The 15,873-nt window shown below is 67.7% G+C and carries 15 protein-coding genes and 2 tRNA genes; 10 read left to right on the top strand and 7 right to left on the bottom strand.

Annotated elements, in window-relative coordinates; translation table 11 throughout:
- Positions 1-42 precede the first annotated feature (42 nt).
- From E0H73_RS00085 to E0H73_RS00060, 6 genes are read left to right on the top strand one after another with little or no spacing between them, the layout of a single operon-like run.
- Positions 43-1,098: a Gfo/Idh/MocA family protein gene (locus E0H73_RS00085; protein ID WP_238163724.1), complete on the top strand. Its 1,056-nt coding sequence runs from the start codon at positions 43-45 to the stop codon at positions 1,096-1,098.
- Positions 1,095-3,278: a heparinase II/III family protein gene (locus E0H73_RS00080; protein ID WP_131349697.1), complete on the top strand. Its 2,184-nt coding sequence runs from the start codon at positions 1,095-1,097 to the stop codon at positions 3,276-3,278. Before E0H73_RS00085 ends, E0H73_RS00080 begins: the two co-directional genes overlap by 4 nt.
- Positions 3,271-4,032 (top strand): amidohydrolase family protein, encoded by a 762-nt coding sequence (locus E0H73_RS00075; protein ID WP_131349695.1) that lies wholly within the window; start codon positions 3,271-3,273, stop codon positions 4,030-4,032. The genes E0H73_RS00080 and E0H73_RS00075 overlap by 8 nt, the downstream gene beginning before the upstream one ends.
- Complete coding sequence (locus E0H73_RS00070; protein WP_131349693.1) at positions 4,029-4,832, top strand: amidohydrolase family protein; 804 nt, start codon at positions 4,029-4,031, stop codon at positions 4,830-4,832. The genes E0H73_RS00075 and E0H73_RS00070 overlap by 4 nt, the downstream gene beginning before the upstream one ends.
- Positions 4,825-6,192, top strand: coding sequence for a transcriptional regulator (locus E0H73_RS00065; RefSeq protein ID WP_131349691.1), 1,368 nt, complete (start codon positions 4,825-4,827; stop codon positions 6,190-6,192). Before E0H73_RS00070 ends, E0H73_RS00065 begins: the two co-directional genes overlap by 8 nt.
- Positions 6,193-6,214: 22 nt before the next feature.
- Positions 6,215-7,522: an aspartate aminotransferase family protein gene (locus E0H73_RS00060; RefSeq protein ID WP_165555437.1), complete on the top strand. Its 1,308-nt coding sequence runs from the start codon at positions 6,215-6,217 to the stop codon at positions 7,520-7,522.
- A gap of 64 nt (positions 7,523-7,586) precedes the next feature.
- Here E0H73_RS00060 and clpX read toward each other — a convergent pair whose 3' ends face one another.
- From clpX to E0H73_RS00035, 5 genes are all read right to left on the bottom strand, one after another.
- Complete coding sequence (clpX, locus tag E0H73_RS00055; RefSeq protein ID WP_131349687.1) at positions 7,587-8,882, bottom strand: ATP-dependent Clp protease ATP-binding subunit ClpX; 1,296 nt, start codon at positions 8,880-8,882, stop codon at positions 7,587-7,589.
- A 225-nt stretch (positions 8,883-9,107) separates the two neighbouring features.
- Positions 9,108-9,719, bottom strand: a complete 612-nt coding sequence (locus tag E0H73_RS00050; protein WP_131349685.1) for an ATP-dependent Clp protease proteolytic subunit — start codon at positions 9,717-9,719, stop codon at positions 9,108-9,110.
- Positions 9,720-9,748: 29 nt separating this feature from the next.
- Positions 9,749-10,372, bottom strand: coding sequence for a ClpP family protease (locus E0H73_RS00045; RefSeq protein ID WP_131349683.1), 624 nt, complete (start codon positions 10,370-10,372; stop codon positions 9,749-9,751).
- A 407-nt stretch (positions 10,373-10,779) separates the two neighbouring features.
- On the bottom strand, positions 10,780-12,183 hold the full coding sequence (tig, locus tag E0H73_RS00040) for a trigger factor (protein ID WP_131349681.1): 1,404 nt from the start codon (positions 12,181-12,183) through the stop codon (positions 10,780-10,782).
- A gap of 77 nt (positions 12,184-12,260) precedes the next feature.
- Positions 12,261-12,333, bottom strand: a tRNA-Pro gene (locus E0H73_RS00035).
- A gap of 130 nt (positions 12,334-12,463) precedes the next feature.
- Between E0H73_RS00035 and E0H73_RS00030 the strand changes: the two genes are divergently transcribed.
- The 3 genes from E0H73_RS00030 to E0H73_RS00020 all read left to right on the top strand — a co-directional run bounded on the left by E0H73_RS00030 (position 12,464) and on the right by E0H73_RS00020 (position 13,905).
- A tRNA-Gly gene (locus E0H73_RS00030) sits at positions 12,464-12,537 on the top strand.
- Positions 12,538-12,621: 84 nt separating this feature from the next.
- Entirely contained in the window at positions 12,622-13,086 is a 465-nt protein-coding gene (locus E0H73_RS00025; RefSeq protein WP_131349679.1) for a DUF4395 domain-containing protein, read from the top strand.
- 252 nt (positions 13,087-13,338) lie between these two features.
- Entirely contained in the window at positions 13,339-13,905 is a 567-nt protein-coding gene (locus E0H73_RS00020) for a single stranded DNA-binding domain-containing protein (RefSeq protein WP_131349677.1), read from the top strand.
- Between the two features lie 124 nt (positions 13,906-14,029).
- Here the strand turns inward: E0H73_RS00020 and E0H73_RS00015 are convergent, their stop codons facing one another.
- The gene (locus tag E0H73_RS00015; RefSeq protein WP_131349675.1) at positions 14,030-14,539 is read right to left on the bottom strand and encodes a GNAT family N-acetyltransferase; all 510 of its coding nucleotides are present in this window, start codon (positions 14,537-14,539) and stop codon (positions 14,030-14,032) included.
- Between the two features lie 190 nt (positions 14,540-14,729).
- On the opposite strand from E0H73_RS00015, the gene E0H73_RS00010 reads away from it, so the two are divergent.
- Positions 14,730-15,185: a hypothetical protein gene (locus tag E0H73_RS00010; RefSeq protein WP_131349673.1), complete on the top strand. Its 456-nt coding sequence runs from the start codon at positions 14,730-14,732 to the stop codon at positions 15,183-15,185.
- A 50-nt stretch (positions 15,186-15,235) separates the two neighbouring features.
- Here E0H73_RS00010 and E0H73_RS00005 read toward each other — a convergent pair whose 3' ends face one another.
- Positions 15,236-15,649 (bottom strand): hypothetical protein, encoded by a 414-nt coding sequence (locus tag E0H73_RS00005; protein WP_202867146.1) that lies wholly within the window; start codon positions 15,647-15,649, stop codon positions 15,236-15,238.
- Positions 15,650-15,873: the final 224 nt, after the last annotated feature.

Below are 15,873 nucleotides of genomic sequence, written 5' to 3'. Positions count from 1 at the left end.
GGACAGACCGGTGAGCCGCAGAATCGAAAGGTCGGTGGATTGGTGAGCAACGGGGTGCGGATCGGGATCGTCGGCGCCGGGATCATGGGACGAGGCAATGCCTTGTCCCTGTCCGGGCTGCCGGAGGTCGAGGTCACCGCGGTGACCAGTCGTTCGGCGGACTCCGCCGGACGGCTGGCCGACGAGATCGAGGGGCGCGGTGCGCCGCGGCCGGCGATCCATCCGGACCTGGACGCCGTGCTGGCCGACAAGTCGGTGGACGCGGTCGTCCTGACCACGCCGGACCATCTGCACGGCGAGATGATGGTCCGGGCCGCCGAGGCCGGGAAACACATCCTGGTCGAGAAGCCGCTGACCACGTCCGTCGCGGAGGCGGACGCGGCGGTGAAGGCGATCCGCGAGAACGGTGTGGTCGCTATGTGCCTGTTCAACCACCGCTGGGTTCCCGCCTACGCGCAGGCCTACGACCTGCTGGCGGACCTCGGCGACGGCGCGGTCGCGTACGCCCGTAAGGACGACACGATCTTCGTGCCGACCGAGATGCTGTCCTGGGCCGACCGCACGACCTGCGCGTGGTTCCTGTCCAGCCACGACATCGACCTGGTCTCCTGGCTGCTGCGAGACCAAGTCCGCCGGGTCTACGCGACTGCCCGGTGGGGCAAGCTTCGATCGCTGGGCATCAACACCCCGGACGCGATCCAGATCCAGGCCGAGTACTCGCGCGGAGCGGTGGCGACGTTCGAGTCGGCCTGGATCTACCCGAACACCTTCCCGACCACGGTCGACTCCTACGTCTCCGTCGTCACCGACAACGGTGTGGTCCAACTCGACCGGCAGAAGGAGAGCGTCGTGGTGGCCCGCCCGGACGGGTACAGCTACCCGAGGAACATGCTGCAACGGGTGATGCACGGCATCCCGGCCGGCGCGTACGCCGATGCGATCGCGCACTGGGTCGCCTGCTGCCGCACCGGCGAGCAGCCGCTGATCACCATCGAGAGCAGCCGGAACGTGACCGCCGTGCTGGAGGCCGCGCACACCTCGATCGAGACCCGGCAGCCGGTCGACGTCTCGATGCTCGCTGACCCAGGGAACGCATGAACGCCACCACAGGCCCCGAGAAGCCACGGCACATCGACGGCCGGATCAACCGGATCGGGACCGACGACCTGATCAAGGCGTTCGGCTCCCCACCGGGCGTCCAGGATCTCGGTGCGTTGCGCGCCTTCGTCGCGGGCAGGCTCCGGCGGCCGGCGTGGCCGCTCCAGGAGTGGACCGACGCGATCCGCTCAACGTCCGCGGCGGACGACGTACTCGCCGCGGCCGCTCCACTGCTGACCGGAGTGGACGTGACCGGGCGCGAGCGCGGCCGCTCGCAGCGGTACGGCTTCCACTACCTGGGCTGGCTGTCGCCTGGCATCCATGCATGGATGTTGACCGGCGACGACCGGTATCTGCACGCGTTCGAGCAGCATCTCGAGGACTGGGTCGAGCAGCGTGACTCGGTGACCGGCGAGTGGCCGGGCCTCGACGTCATCTGGTACTCGCTGGGCACGTGGGCACGCTGCCGGAATCTCCTGCCCACGCTGGAGGTTCTGACCGACTCCGCGCTGTCGGACCGCGCGTGGGGCAGTCTCGTTGCCACGCTGGTCGGTGGAGCCCGTTGGGCGTACGACGAGCATGACGTGTTCCGGCATGGGAACTGGCAACTGGTGTGTGCGACCGAACTGCTCCACATCAGCATCGTTCTGCCCGACCTGGTTGAGGCCAGGAGCTGGGCGGAGCGGGCGCGTGAACGCATCGACGAGCACCTCCTGCTGGATGTGTACGGAGACGGCGGGCACTACGAGCGCTCCCCCGGCTATCACAAGATGTGCCTGACTGCTCTGCAGACGGCCGCTCTGCTCGACGCGGACGTGGCAGCGCACCCGAAGGTTGCCGCCATGCACCAGTGGCTGTGCGAGCTGGTCTCCCCCGGCGGCTGGATCCCGCACCTGCAAGACAGCGGTATCGAGTGGCCGGCCACGTCACTCCTGCGTGGCAGCTACGTGCTCGACAACCCGGCGCTGGCGCGGACTGCCGCGCAGTGGCTGTCTGCTGAGGACTTCGGGGTCGAGGCGGCGGCACTACCGGCGTGGGACGACGCAGACAGGCAGCGTCGCTGGCTGGACACGGTTGCCACTGCACGGGACAGGACAGTGCCGGCTCCGCCGCAGAGCACCGTGCTGTCCGACACCGGCTATGTGATCCTGCGCAGCGACGATCTGCGGGCCGTGATCAACTACGGACCGCACATCGAGCACGAGCTCGAGTCGCATTCGCACCGTGCCGTGCTCGACCTGGTCCTCGAGGGCTGGCAGCGCCCGCTGCTGTGGGAGGCCGGTGGTCCGCCGAGCTATGACGATCCGGACTACCTGACCTGGTACCAGTCCGGTCGGGGTCACAACACCGTGCTCGTCGACGACCAGGAGCTGAGCACGGATCGCGGCGTCCACGTCGATCCGCTCGTCGACACGGGGCAGGTCGCGGTCTTCTCCGGTCGCCACCACGGCAACGTCGTACCGCAGTCGCGGACCATCGCGATGGTGCGCGAGGAGCCGGCCGTCCTGGTGGTCTCCGACGACAGCGCCGCCGGGGAGCACACGTTCCGCGCGCACTGGCACGCCCTCAACCCGTGGCAGCAGGTCGGTGCTCTCGCGTACGACGCTTCTGCCGCCGAGGGACCGGGGCTGCTTCTGATCGAGACAGGCGATCCCTCGACCACAGCAGTCGAGACGTCTGAGGGCGTCGCGCGGCGTCCGCTCGTCGACAAGCCGGTCGCGGAGTACGGACCGCTCTGCTCGCTCGGGCTGACGCGCGACAGCGGAGCGTTCACGACCGTTCTCCTCCCGCATGCGGGCGCTCAGGTGCCGGAGGTCGCGGTCACCCGTGACGATGACGAGTTGACGATCGACCATGGTGACACTGTCGACCGAATCGGACCGTCGACCTGGGTGCGGACCACGTCCGGAAGGTTGTCTTGGGCAACTGGTTGGCGGACCCGCACGCTGCTCGATCTGCTGCGCACCTCCGAGGACGTGGACGTGTCGGCAACAGTCGTCGATGGGGTCCTGAGCCTCGAGGTGACCTGCTCCGGGCGTTGCGGACTGTGGATCCGGCCGCTCGGTGACATCCGGCTCGACGGCGTACTCGTCACCGCGGAGAGCGATGGCGATGGCTGGGCGCACCTGACCCTGCCGTACGCGGGGCGCTGGACTGTCGACGGGGCTCGCCATGACTGACGATGCCACCACCGGATGGTTCGACGCGCGCATCGTGACCGGTGCGCACCCGTCGTCCCTGGTGCCGTCCACCGACCGCGACGCGATCGCCGCTCACCTGGACACCTACGCGATGTCGGGCGCTCTGGTCAGTGCGATGGCGTCTTGGCTGCACGACCCGCTGGGCGGCAACGCCGAGGCGACCGCGGTGGCCAACAGCCTCGCGGACCGCGGTGTGCTTGCCTGCTGGACCGCCGTCCCCACCACAGCGGGCGAGCTGGACTCGCTCGACAAGCTGGTCGCTCAGGCAATTGCCGAAGGCGTCGCGGCGTTCCGGATCCATCCTCACTCCCACGGCTACGCACCGGATGCCTTGCTGGATCTCTATGCAGCGCTGGAGGGCAGTGGGCTGCCGCTCTGTGTCGACACCGCGGAGATCGGCTGGTCGGACCTGGATGCGATCGCAACTCGCTTTCCGATGCTGCCGATCGTCCTGTCGAATCTCGGCTACCGCCAGTTGCGCAGGCTGTGGTCGGCGCTGCGCGACCACCACAACCTCGCGGTCGATCTCGTCGACTTCGCCGCGCATCAGGGCGTGGAGTGGCTCGCCGCGGAAGGGCTGAGCGATCGGATCGTGTTCGCGACCGGACTCGGTATCCGTGATCCGGGCGAGAGCATCGTCCGCCTCGCCTGGTCCGGGCTTGACGACGAGACGGTCACCCGGATCGGTGCAGGGAACGCACAGCGGTTGTTCGCGGCGGGAGGACACTCATGATCGGACGGCTGCCCCAACACCGAGTCGTCGACGTCCACGCGCACCTCGGACCGTACTCGCTGTTCTACATTCCCGATCCCGACGCCGCGACGATGGTGTCGGTGATGGACCGGACCGGGACCGAGGTCACCGTGGTCGCCGCGAACCGCGCGATCCAGCAGGACGCACACCTCGGTAACACCCAGGCCCTCGCCGCGGTCGACGCTCACCCCGGCCGGATCGCGGCGTACGCGGTCATCAACCCGTGGCAGGACCCGGAGCGCGAGCTCGAGCGGCTCGCGGCCGACGAGCGGTTCGTCGGCATCAAGGTGCATCCGTCCCTGCACAAGTACCCGGTCACCGGTGCGCGGTACGCCGCCGTGTGGGCGTTCGCCGAGGAGACCGGTTGCCCGGTGCTCAGTCATTCCGAGCATCGATCGGCGTACGACGCTCCGTCGCTCTTCGAGGCGGTCGCGGCGAAGTACCCGCGCGCGCCGATCATCCTCGGCCACGCAGGCATCACGCCGGCCGGGGTGGACGAGGCGATCGAGGCCGCGGCCCGGTACGAATCGCTCTGGCTGGAGGTGTGCGGCTCGCAGATGACCGGGCCGCTGATCCAGGAAATGATCGATCGGGTCAGCAGCCGGCGAGTGCTGTTCGGCTCCGATTTCCCCTTCATCGACCAGCGGATGTCGCTCGGCCGGGTGGTGCGCGCGCCACTGACGGACGGTCAACGCGAAGATGTTCTCAGCGGGAATGCCCGCAGACTGTTCCGGTGGCGCCAGCTACCGGGAGGGACGGGAGAGGACGTCGATGAGTGAGGATGTCAGAGCGGCTGAGCCGGCGAACGGTGATCGCCTGCCCGCGGTGACGGTTGGGCTCTTCGGCCCGCGCAAGCTGGTGCGAATGATGTCCGAGGTGGCGATCGACGTCGCCTTGCGACCTCAGAATCGGGTCCGGTTCATCCCCGGCGGGTACGACGACCCGGGCGAGGCCGAGGAGCGGTACCTGCGGCTGCGGGACCGGATCGACTCGGCCGTGTTCCCCGGGCCGTGGGTGTTCGACCTGGCCACCGACGGGCACTGGCTGACGGTTCCGTCGACGCACCTCCCACTGACCGGCGCCGCGCTGTACGCCGCCCTGCTCCGGGCGTCGCTGACGATCGAGGACGTCGACCTCAGCCGCGTGAGCATCGACTCGCTGTCCGCAGCCGACGTCGAGGAGGCGTACGGCGAGATCGGCCTCGACACCACCAACGTCTACGACATCCCGTACGAGGGCCCGGAGTCGGTCGCGGGCTTCGCCGCCTTCCACCGGGAGAAGTGGAAGCAGCAGCACACCACAGTCGCACTGACCACGATCCTGGCGGTCGAACGCGAGCTGCGGACCCAGGGCATCCCGGTGCTGCGGGTCGCCCCGACACGAGCGAGTGTGCGGGACGCCCTGGAGACCGCGGTGCTGCTCGGCCAGGGCACCCGGATGGGCGCCCACCAGCTCGCGATGATCGCCGTCCAGCTGATCCCGACCGGCACGTCTCGCGCCGAGTCGGGTGACTACTGGCAGCAGGAGCTCGCGCTGCTGACTCATCAGAAGCTGTTGTCGGAGGCACGGCAGGTCGGTGCGTCGGTGGCGCGCCGATCGGACACGCTGTTCCTCGTCACCACGACCCACGGTGCGCTGGTCCGGCTGACCGAGCAGTTCACGGTCGCGCCGTTCCTGAGCGCTCTGACGGCGCAGCTCGGCGTACCTGTTGCCGTTGGAGCCGGTGCCGGACAGACGGCTCGCGCCGCCGAGGCCAACGCGTTGATGGCGGTCGAGGACTCGGTCAACGCCGGCGGCAAGGTCGCGGTGTACCTCGACGACACGAACGTGCGGACCGACCTAGCTCCGGGTCCGGCAGTCACCGAGGCCGCGCCGCAGGACAGTACGCCGTCGATCGATCCGCGCGCGCTCGAGATCGTCACCTCGATCGCTGCCGCGACCACACCGGTCGCCGGCCAGCAGGTGGTCGTCGACGTGGAGAGCGTCGCGGACATCATGCAGGTCACCCCACGGACCGGCCGCCGGATGCTGAAGGAGCTGGTCGAGGCCGGCTTGGCCTGGCCGGTGCCGCCGGCCCGCTCGACCGGTGGCGGCCGTCCCCGCCAGCAGTTCCGGCTGCTCACCGAGAAACTCGACTGATCCGCCCCTTTTGGAGGATGTTGTGCAGACCGTTGCCCGAGGCTACGAACGCACCGAGCGCCTGTACGAACGCGCCCGCCAGGTGATCGCCGGCGGCGTGTCCAGCGACGCCCGGCGCGCCGACCAGCCGCTGTTCGTCGACCATGCTCGCGGCGCCGAGCTCTGGGACGTGGACGGCAACCGGTACGTCGACTACGTGCTCGGGCAAGGCCCCAACCTGCTCGGCCACGCCTCCCCGCTGGTCGCCGAGGCGGTCTCCGCCCAGGTCAGCCGCGGCGTCGCGTACGCCGCCCAGCATGAGCTGGAGGCGGTCGTCGCCGAGCGCCTCTGCGCGATGGTCCCGTCCGCGGAGCTGGTGCGCTTCAACAGCGTCGGCTCCGAGGCGGTGCACGGCGCGATCCGGCTGGCCCGCGGCCACACCGGCCGGCCGAAGATCGTGAAGTTCGAGGGCAACTACCACGGCTGGCTCGACCCGGTCCTGTACAGCGTCCACCCCGACCTCGCCCTGGCCGGCGACGCCCAGCACCCCGCAGCCGTCGGCGGTACGGCAGGCCAGCCCCGAAACGGCGCGGAAGACCTGATCGTCCTGCCCTACAACGATCTGTCCGCTGTCGAAGAAGTCTTCGGCGACAACGGCGACCAGATCGCCGCGGTCATTCTCGAGCCGCTGCTGTGCAACACCGGCTGCATCACTCCACAGCCCGGCTACCTCGAGGGACTCCGCGAGCTGACCCGCAAGCACGGTGCGCTGCTGATCTTCGACGAGATCATCTCCGGCTTCCGCGTCGCCCCGGGCGGAGCGCAGGAGCTGCTAGGTGTCGTCCCCGACCTGTCCGCCTTCGGCAAGGCGATGGCCGGTGGCATGCAGGTCTCGGCGCTGGTCGGGTCCCGCGAGGTGATGGGCTCGATCGCCAACGGGACCGTCGCTCACGCCGGCACGTTCAACTCACACCCGGTCGCGATGGCCGCGGCGGACGCCGTACTGCGTCATCTCGACGAGCACCGCGACACCGTCTATCCGCCGCTGGCCACCGCGGGCCAGCGGTTGATGGCCGGTCTGCGGGAGTCCGCTGAGCGGCACGGCGTACCGATGCTTGTGGATGGACCGGGGCCGGTGTTCCAGACGTATTTGACCGACCAGGCTGCGGTGACGGACTACCGGTCGTTCGCGGCGTGCGACCGGGCTGCGATGGCCAGGTTCCATGCCGGGCTGTACGCGGCGGGGATCAACATCGTCCCGCGCGGGCTGTGGTTCCTGTCCACCGAGCACACCGACGGGCAGATTGACGAAACCATCCGCGCAGCGGACGACGTGCTGCGCGCGCTGTAGCGCAGCGGGACGACAAGAAGGCCGGAAGTCCGTCGGACTTCCGGCCTCCTTGTCGAGACTTGGGTTACGCGGTCTTCTCGCGCCGTTCGCGCTTGCGCTCGATCTGGTCGCGCGGGATCAGCGTCGGGTTCACGTTCTCCAGGACGACCTCGCCGGTGACGACGACCTTGGCGACGTCCTCGCGGCTGGGCACCTCGTACATCACGTTGAGGAGAACCTCTTCCATGATCGCCCGCAGGCCGCGGGCGCCGGTGCCGCGCAGCAGTGCCTGGTCGGCGATCGCCTCGACCGCGTCGTCGCTGAACTCCAGCTCGACGTTGTCGATCTCGAACAGCCGCCGGTACTGCTTGACCAGCGCGTTCTTCGGCTCGGACAGGATCTTGATCAACGCCTCGCGGTCCAGCGGGGACACGGTGGTGATCACCGGGAGCCGGCCGATGAACTCGGGGATCAGGCCGAACTTGAGCAGGTCCTCCGGCATCACGTCGGCGTACCCGCCGAGCTCCTTCGGCTTCTCCGGCTCGCGCGAGGTGTTGAAGCCGAGCGTCTTCTTGCCGACCCGCTGCTCCACCATGTGGTCGAGGCCGGCGAAGGCGCCGCCGACGATGAACAGCACGTTGGTGGTGTCGATCTGGATGAACTCCTGGTGCGGGTGCTTGCGGCCACCCTGCGGCGGCACGGAGGCCGTCGTCCCTTCCAGGATCTTCAGCAGGGCCTGCTGTACGCCCTCGCCGGAGACATCGCGGGTGATCGACGGGTTCTCGCTCTTGCGGGCGATCTTGTCGACCTCGTCGATGTAGATGATCCCGGTCTCGGCCTTCTTGACGTCGTAGTCGGCCGCCTGGATCAGCTTGAGCAGGATGTTCTCGACGTCCTCACCGACGTACCCGGCCTCGGTCAAGGCGGTGGCGTCGGCGATCGCGAACGGAACGTTCAGCATCCGGGCCAGCGTCTGGGCGAGGTACGTCTTCCCGCAGCCGGTCGGGCCGATCAGCAGGATGTTGGACTTGGCCAGCTCAACCGCTTCGTCCTTGGCGTGCCGGCCGGCGCTCGAGCTGCCTTGACCGTCACGGACCCGCTTGTAGTGGTTGTAGACCGCCACCGCGAGTGCCTTCTTGGCCACGTCCTGTCCGACGACGTACGCGTTGAGGAAGTCGTAGATCTCGCGCGGCTTGGGCAGCTCGGTGAGTCCGACCTCGGAGCCCTCGTTCAGCTCCTCCTCGATGATCTCGTTGCAGAGATCGATGCATTCGTCGCAGATGTAGACGCCGGGACCGGCGATGAGCTTCTTGACCTGCTTCTGACTCTTCCCGCAGAAAGAGCATTTCAGCAGATCGCCGCCGTCACCTATGCGTGCCACCGGGACAGATCCCTTCTCTGAGCAGTCGAACCGTGGGCCAAGGGGGCGTAGGCCGCTCGGGCCGGGTGCCGTGTGGCGCCCCGGATCCCGATTCGACGGTACCGCGCCGATGGCTTAAAAGCCGCGCCCGGCGCCGCGTTGTGACTACGCCGCTGGCGAACGCGCTCCGCTCTTGACAGCCCTCGTGTCAGCACCGTCGAACCGGGTCAGACCTGACTGAGACGCTCAGACGCCGGCCGGAACCGGGGTCTTGAGGGTCTGCAGCACGTCGTCGATCAGGCCGTACTCGATCGCCTGCTGAGCGGTCAGGAACTTGTCCCGCTCGATGTCACGCGAGACCTCCTCCAGCGGCTTGCCGCTGGCGTCGGCGATCATCTTCTCCAGCAGCGCGCGCAGCCGGAGGATCTCGTTCGCCTGGATCTCGATGTCGCTGGACTGCCCGTAGGTGCCCTCGGTGGCCGGCTGGTGGATGATGATCCGGCTGTTCGGCAGCGCCAGCCGCTTGCCCGGCGTACCGGCCGCGAGCAGCACGGCGGCGGCCGAGGCGGCCTGGCCCAGGCACACCGTCTGGACGTCCGGCTTGATGTAGCGGACGGTGTCGTAGATCGCGGTCAGCGCGGTGAACGAGCCACCCGGAGAGTTGATGTAGATGCTGATGTCGCGGTCGGAGTCCATCGACTGCAGGCACAGCAGCTGCGCCATCACGGCGTTCGCGATCTCGTCGGTGATCGGCGTACCGAGGAAGATGATGCGGTCCTCGAACAGCTTCGTGTAGGGGTCGATCCGGCGCATGCCGTACGACGTGCGCTCCTCCCACTGCGGGATGAAGTAGTTCATGGTGCGTCCTTAACTGACGGAGTGGGAGATCAGGAGTTCGGGCTGCCGGAGGTGAGCTGCGCGGCGCTGGCGACCACGTGGTCGATGAAGCCGTAGTCCTTGGCCGCGTCGGCGGTGAACCAGCGGTCCCGGTCGGCGTCGTTCTCGACCTGCTCGAGCGGCTGGCCGGTGTGCTCGGCGATCAGCTTGAACAGCTGTGCCTTGATGTGCAGCGACTGCTCGGCCTGGATCTTGATGTCGGAGGCCGTACCACCCATACCGCCCGACGGCTGGTGCATCATGATCCGCGCGTGCGGCAGGGCGAAGCGCTTGTCCTTCGCACCGGCGCAGAGCAGGAACTGGCCCATCGAGGCGGCCAGGCCCATCCCGACCGTCGCCACGTCGTTCGAGATCCACTGCATGGTGTCGTAGATCGCCATGCCGGAGTCGACCGAACCGCCCGGCGAGTTGATGTACAGCCAGATGTCCTTGTTGGGGTCCTCGGCGTTGAGGAGCAGCATCTGCGCGCAGATCGCGTTCGCGTTGTCGTCGCGAACCTCGGACCCCAGGAAGATGATCCGGTTCTGCAGCAGGCGCTGGTAGATGTGGTCGTCGAGTCCGCCGGATCCGTTGCCGCCCGCGGCGGTGGGGCTGGCTGCAAATGTCTCGTTCACGAAGCCGACATTACTGGGCGGCGGCGACAGACCTAAGGCTGGGCCACAGGTGTTCGCTCACGGCGCACCGTGTCTGCCGTGAGCGAATTCCGGAAGCAGCCGCCTGCGAGGTTCGCGGCGCCTTACACAGGCGGCTGCGGTCTCCGGTGAACACCGTTCATCCCGGTTCGCCGAGGGTCACCAGCCGCAGACTGCGACGGAAGCGTCGGCGGGAACGCGTTCCCGGGGCGCGCCGGCATTGTCAGCTGGTACTTCGACCCGGGCGGCCGGCTGGTCCTGCACCGGCACGCGTGGTTCGTCGAGGGAACAGGTCATGGCGGCAACGCTAGGCCGGCCGCCTTTCAGTTCCCTTTCAACGGCGAACGGCCCGGACCACAGTGGGTCCGGGCCGTTCGGCGTACTGCTGATCAGGCCTTCGCGGGCTCCTCGGCCGGAGTCTCCTTCGCCGGGGCCGCCTCGGCCGCCTGCTCCGCGTCCGGGTCGGCGTAGCTGCCGTCCGGCTGCAGGGTCTTCAGCTCGACCACGTTGCCGGAGGCGTCGGTGACCTTGGCGTTCTCGACCAGGTGGGCCAGCGCCTTGCCGCGGACGACCTCGGAGACCAGGCTCGGCACCAGGTTGTTCTCGACCGCGTGCTGGGCGAACTGGTCCGGGCTGACGCCGGAGCGCTGCGCGTGCCGCACGATGTGCTCGGTCAGCTCCTGGTCGTTCACGCTCAGCTCCTGCTGCTCGGCCACCAGGTCGAGCACGAACTGCGCCTTGATCGCGTCCTCGGAGCGCTTCTTGAGGTCCTCGTCGAACTCGTCCTGGGACTGCTCCTCGCCCTCCAGGAACTGCTCGAAGGTCATCCCGGAGTACCCGAGCTGCTGCTCCAGGTTCTCCTTCCGGGCGGCCAGCTCGTCGGTCAGCAGGCCCTCGGGCACCGGCACCTCGACAAGGGTCAGGATCTTCTCGAGTACGGCGTCACGCGCCTCGCCGGCCTGCTCGAGCCGCTTGCCGCGCTCCAGCCGGCCCTGCACGTCCGCCTTCAGCTCGTCGGCGGTGTCGAACTCCGACGCGGTCTGCGCGAACTCGTCGTCGAACTCCGGCAGCTCCTGCTCCTTGACCGCGGTGACGGTCACCTCGACGTCGACGTCCTCGCCCTTCAGCGAGCCGCCGACCAGCTGGGTGACGAAGGTCTTGCTCTCACCGGCGTTCAGCCCGACGACCGCCTCGTCCAGGCCGTCCAGCAGCTGACCGCTGCCGACCTGGTAGGACAGGCCGGTCGCCTGCGCCTCCTCGACCTTCTCGCCGTCCTTGCTGGCGGACAGGTCGAGGGTGATGAAGTCGTTGTCCTGCACCGCGCGCTCGACCGGGTTCAGCGAGCCGAACCGCTGCCGCAGCGCCTCGATCTGCTCGGTCACCTCGTCGTCGGACACCGCGATGTCCTCGACCTCGGCCTCCAGGCCCTCCAGGTCCGGCAGCGTGATCTCCGGGCGTACCTCGACCTCGGCGGAGAACTGCAGGCTCTCCTTGTCGTTGAACTCGGTCACGTCGACCTCGGGCCGGCCGATCGCCTTCACCTGGTTGTCACTCACCGCCTGCGAGTACAGCTTCGGGAGCGCGTCGTTGATCGCCTCCTCGAGCACCGGCCCGCGGCCGACCCGCTGGTCGATCACCTGCGGCGGGACCTTGCCCTTGCGGAACCCCGGGACGGTGATCTGCGAGGCGATGCTCTGGTACGCCGCGTCGAGGCTCGGCTTGAGTTCCTCGAACGGCACCTCGACGATGAGCTTGACCTTGGTCGGGCTCAAGGACTCGACGGTGCTCTTCACGGTGGCGGTTCTCCTTGATCGATGACGTTCACAGCGTGGGCGACAGCCCGCGCTGCAGCGGTGCTGCAGGGGGTTTGTCGGGGCGACAGGACTCGAACCTGCGGTCTCCTGCTCCCAAAGCAGGCGCGCTAGCCACTACGCTACGCCCCGCAGTGACCGGACGAGTCTAGTCGACCCGAACCAGTGCTCGCGCCACCACCCCGACCGACCATGCCGATCAGGGCTCCACCCGTGGCGTTTTGAGTCCACCCCGGGGTATGTGGAATCATGTCCGAGCACCGCGGGTGTAGCTCAATGGTAGAGCCCCAGTCTTCCAAACTGGCTACGCGAGTTCGATTCTCGTCACCCGCTCCACTCCCCAAGGCCGAACAGATGCAGGTGTGAGCCGAGTATCCTGAGCTGGATCGGACTAGCTGGCATCCCACTCTGGAGAGCCACATGCGCAGCACCGGTAGTGGCGCGTGCCCGCTCCGCGCCCATGTCGATCCGCGCCTCTTGCGATTCAGCGCTGGGGCCACAGCGACCGTGCTCGGCGTCGTACTGCTCATCGTTGACGTCGCTCGACCCTTGGGACTCGGCCTGCTCGCCTCCCAGGTCGCCGTGTTCGCATTCACCGCGTTCGTGAGTTTTCACTGGTCGCTGTGGGCGCAGATCTTCGCCCGTGTCGTCTGGCCGCGGATCGCAGCGCCACGCGAGCTGGAGGATGCCCGGCCGCCGAGATTCGCCCAAGGCGTCGGCTTCGTGTTCACCGCCCTGGCGCTGATCACCTTCCTACTCAGCGTCGATGTCGCCGGCTACAGCCTCACCGCCCTCGCCTTCGCCCTAGCAGCCCTCAACGCATCCACCGGCCTGTGCTTGGGCTGCAAGGCCTACCACCTGCTCCACCGCCCAAACCCAGCCTGAGCCCACCCGACCGCCAACCCCACCGCATGGTTGTCTCTCAGCTACTGCGCCGACCCGTCATGAGAGTGACCATCGGGGAAGGGTGCGGCCTCCTGATCCCAAGCGTCTGCGGCAACCACCAACCCCTGTCGAGGGATGCGTACGGCGAGGATGAATGGCTCCCCCGCGCTTCGACGACGCTCCCACCTTCCTGGTGAGTGGCGCTTGGGCTTCTGCCCTCCTACTGGATTCGGGCCGCCTTAGTGTTGAGACGTGACCTTCACGTGCGAGGACCTTCACGAGCTCACACGCGTGGTGACGGAGGCGTGGGGGCGCGGGCTGGACCGCGATTGGTCGGCGCGGGCGGGATTGCTCGAGTGGAGCTGTAGCCAGACCGCCGACCACACGGTCGACACCGTCTTCGCTCCTGCGATCTTCCTGGCATCGCGCAACCTGGGCGGCTATCCCGAATATCGCATCACCACGCCGGGTCCGGATGCCGATCCCCTGCAGTACATCGAGGCTCTCCAGACGGCGACCCGCGTCCTGTCGGCCGTGGTGCGAGATGCCGATTCGCAGGCGCGAGCCGTGATCTGGCGCAGGCCCAGAGTCGAAACCCGCGGACCCGCGGACTTCGTGCCACGCGGAGGCCTGGAACTGATCCTGCATGGGCAGGATGTGTGCGCCGGACTGAATATCGCATTCGATCCACCCGACGAACTGTGCGAGCGGCTCCGCAGACATACAGAGTCATGGCCCATGTGGCACTCACCAGGATGGACGGCATTGCGAATGGAAGGCCCCGCCTGGACCGACCTCCTGCGCGCATCAGGCAGGTGAGTGCGTTCATGCATCCGTCCGGCCGCACCGGAGGTATAGCCCGGGGACTCCATACGTCCGCACATCCCGCGGGGAGGGAAGCGCCTCCTGCCAATGAGCGGATCGGCGGTCGCCTGAGTGTGCGCTACAGGTCCAGCAAGTAGAGGCTGAAGGTTGTTGGTGTTCCGTCTGGGTGGGTGTCTCGATTGGATGGGAAGTCGCGGACGTATGTGAAGCCGGCCTTCTGTGCGACGCGGACTGACGCGGAGTTCTGCGGCTCTACGCGGATGGCGGCTCGCTTGCCGACTTCGTTGGTTCGAAGGACGTCGCAGATGAGCCGGACGGCCTCGACCGCGACGCCTTGGCCGCGAGCCCACGGATGGACGGCGTACGACAGGGCCACGTCGTCGGGGTCGAGTCCGTCATCGAGATCAGGGGTGTAGTCGATGTACCCGCACAGTCGCCCGGACTTCCAGATCCCGAACCCGCGCTTGCCAACGCCCGCGTCGGCATTCCCTGCGAGCCACTCGAAGTACTCGACGGTCCCTTCGACGTCGCCGTACCCCCCGGTCAGCCAACGAACGGTCAGTTCGTCCTCCCCCGCACAATGCGCTTCCGCATCCGCCGCCGTCAGCGGCCGGAGTTCGATCGTCACGTGCCAGACCGTATGCCGCGCAGATCAGCCCGTCCACCGGCTTATGCGCGAGCACGTACGCCGCAAGCCCACCCTCGTACCGCGATCCTTGGCTTCGACCGTCGCTGACCACCCGACGAACAACCGCCGCGAGCTGCCGGCTTGAGGACGTCGCCGGGGCTGTCGTCGTACTGCGTGGAACCATGCCCGCATGGTGACTCGGAAGTATGACCTCGTCGCGCGCATGCGCGAGCTGGGTGCGGACGATCCCGAAGGCTGGGCAGAGTCGGAACTGCGAGAAGACAGTCCACAGGAGGCGCGCTGGCTGGTCCTGCGCGGAATCTGGCGGGACATTGACGGTTGGACAGTTGACACCATCGCCGCAGTACCGGCCGCTCAACGCGCTGTCGCCGCTGGCGCAGATCCTGCGGATGTTGCCCAAGCCATGAGATCGGCCGCATATGAAGCCGCATATGGCGTGCTTTCACGCGTCGACGAAGGTTACGACCCCGAGGCTCCTACGGACGCTCCCGGATGGTCGTTGGTCGAAATCCGGTTCGACGAGAGCGACGAGGGCACACCAAGCGGACGAGTTGTCGGTGGGCTACACGAAAGCATCCTTACCGCGGATCCATCCGGCCGAGAAGGTGCTGACCTCTGGCAATGACCGCCGGTTCGTTCCGTTCCCCGGCCGGTCGATTGTCTGGCCGGCTGGATTCAGGGGGTGGGGGTCGGCTCGATGTAGTCCGGGGTGGGGTCGGTGGTGAATCGGGTCGCGTTGATGGTTGTTGCGCCGGTTAGCCAGGCTTTGGCGATTCTGTGGCCGCCGTCCATTAGGCGTCCGTCTGCGGACAGGATCACTGGGTAGCGGAGATCGGCTTTCTGGATGCGGTCGGCGTGCTGGGCGACCATTCGGCAGGTGACCGGTCCGTCGCCGAACCAGCAGTTCTCGTCGAACTCGCGGATGGAGTCGATCGGCACGGGCTCGACTGGAAGGTCTTCCGCTAGCTTCCAGAGACGTTCGGTGAAGTAGAAGGCGCGGCCGCCGGGCACCGGGCGTGAGTGTTGTTCGGGCATCGCATCATCATCACTTGTTGGGCCACTCGCCGCGTGCCCTTTTACGTTCTCCATTCACACGATGGCGGAGGTACGCCAACGACCGATTGCCGCAGTTAAGAGCCTCAGCCACTCCGTCGAGAGACAAGTAGTAGCCGGCGACTACCTTGCGCTAAGTCGGACCGGTGTTCAGGCCGCGGCTAGACGGTATGAAGTGACCGCTCGGGGTTGCTGGGTGGTTGCGGGCCGGGGCCTCACTCGCACAGATTCGTGGGTTGCCGAGTAGGGGCTGCCTGCTC

Source organism: Kribbella pittospori, assembly GCF_004331465.1.
GTDB lineage: Bacteria > Actinomycetota > Actinomycetes > Propionibacteriales > Kribbellaceae > Kribbella > Kribbella pittospori.
Note: the sequence above shows the minus strand (reverse complement) of the source record. Positions and strands in the feature narration are given on the sequence as shown.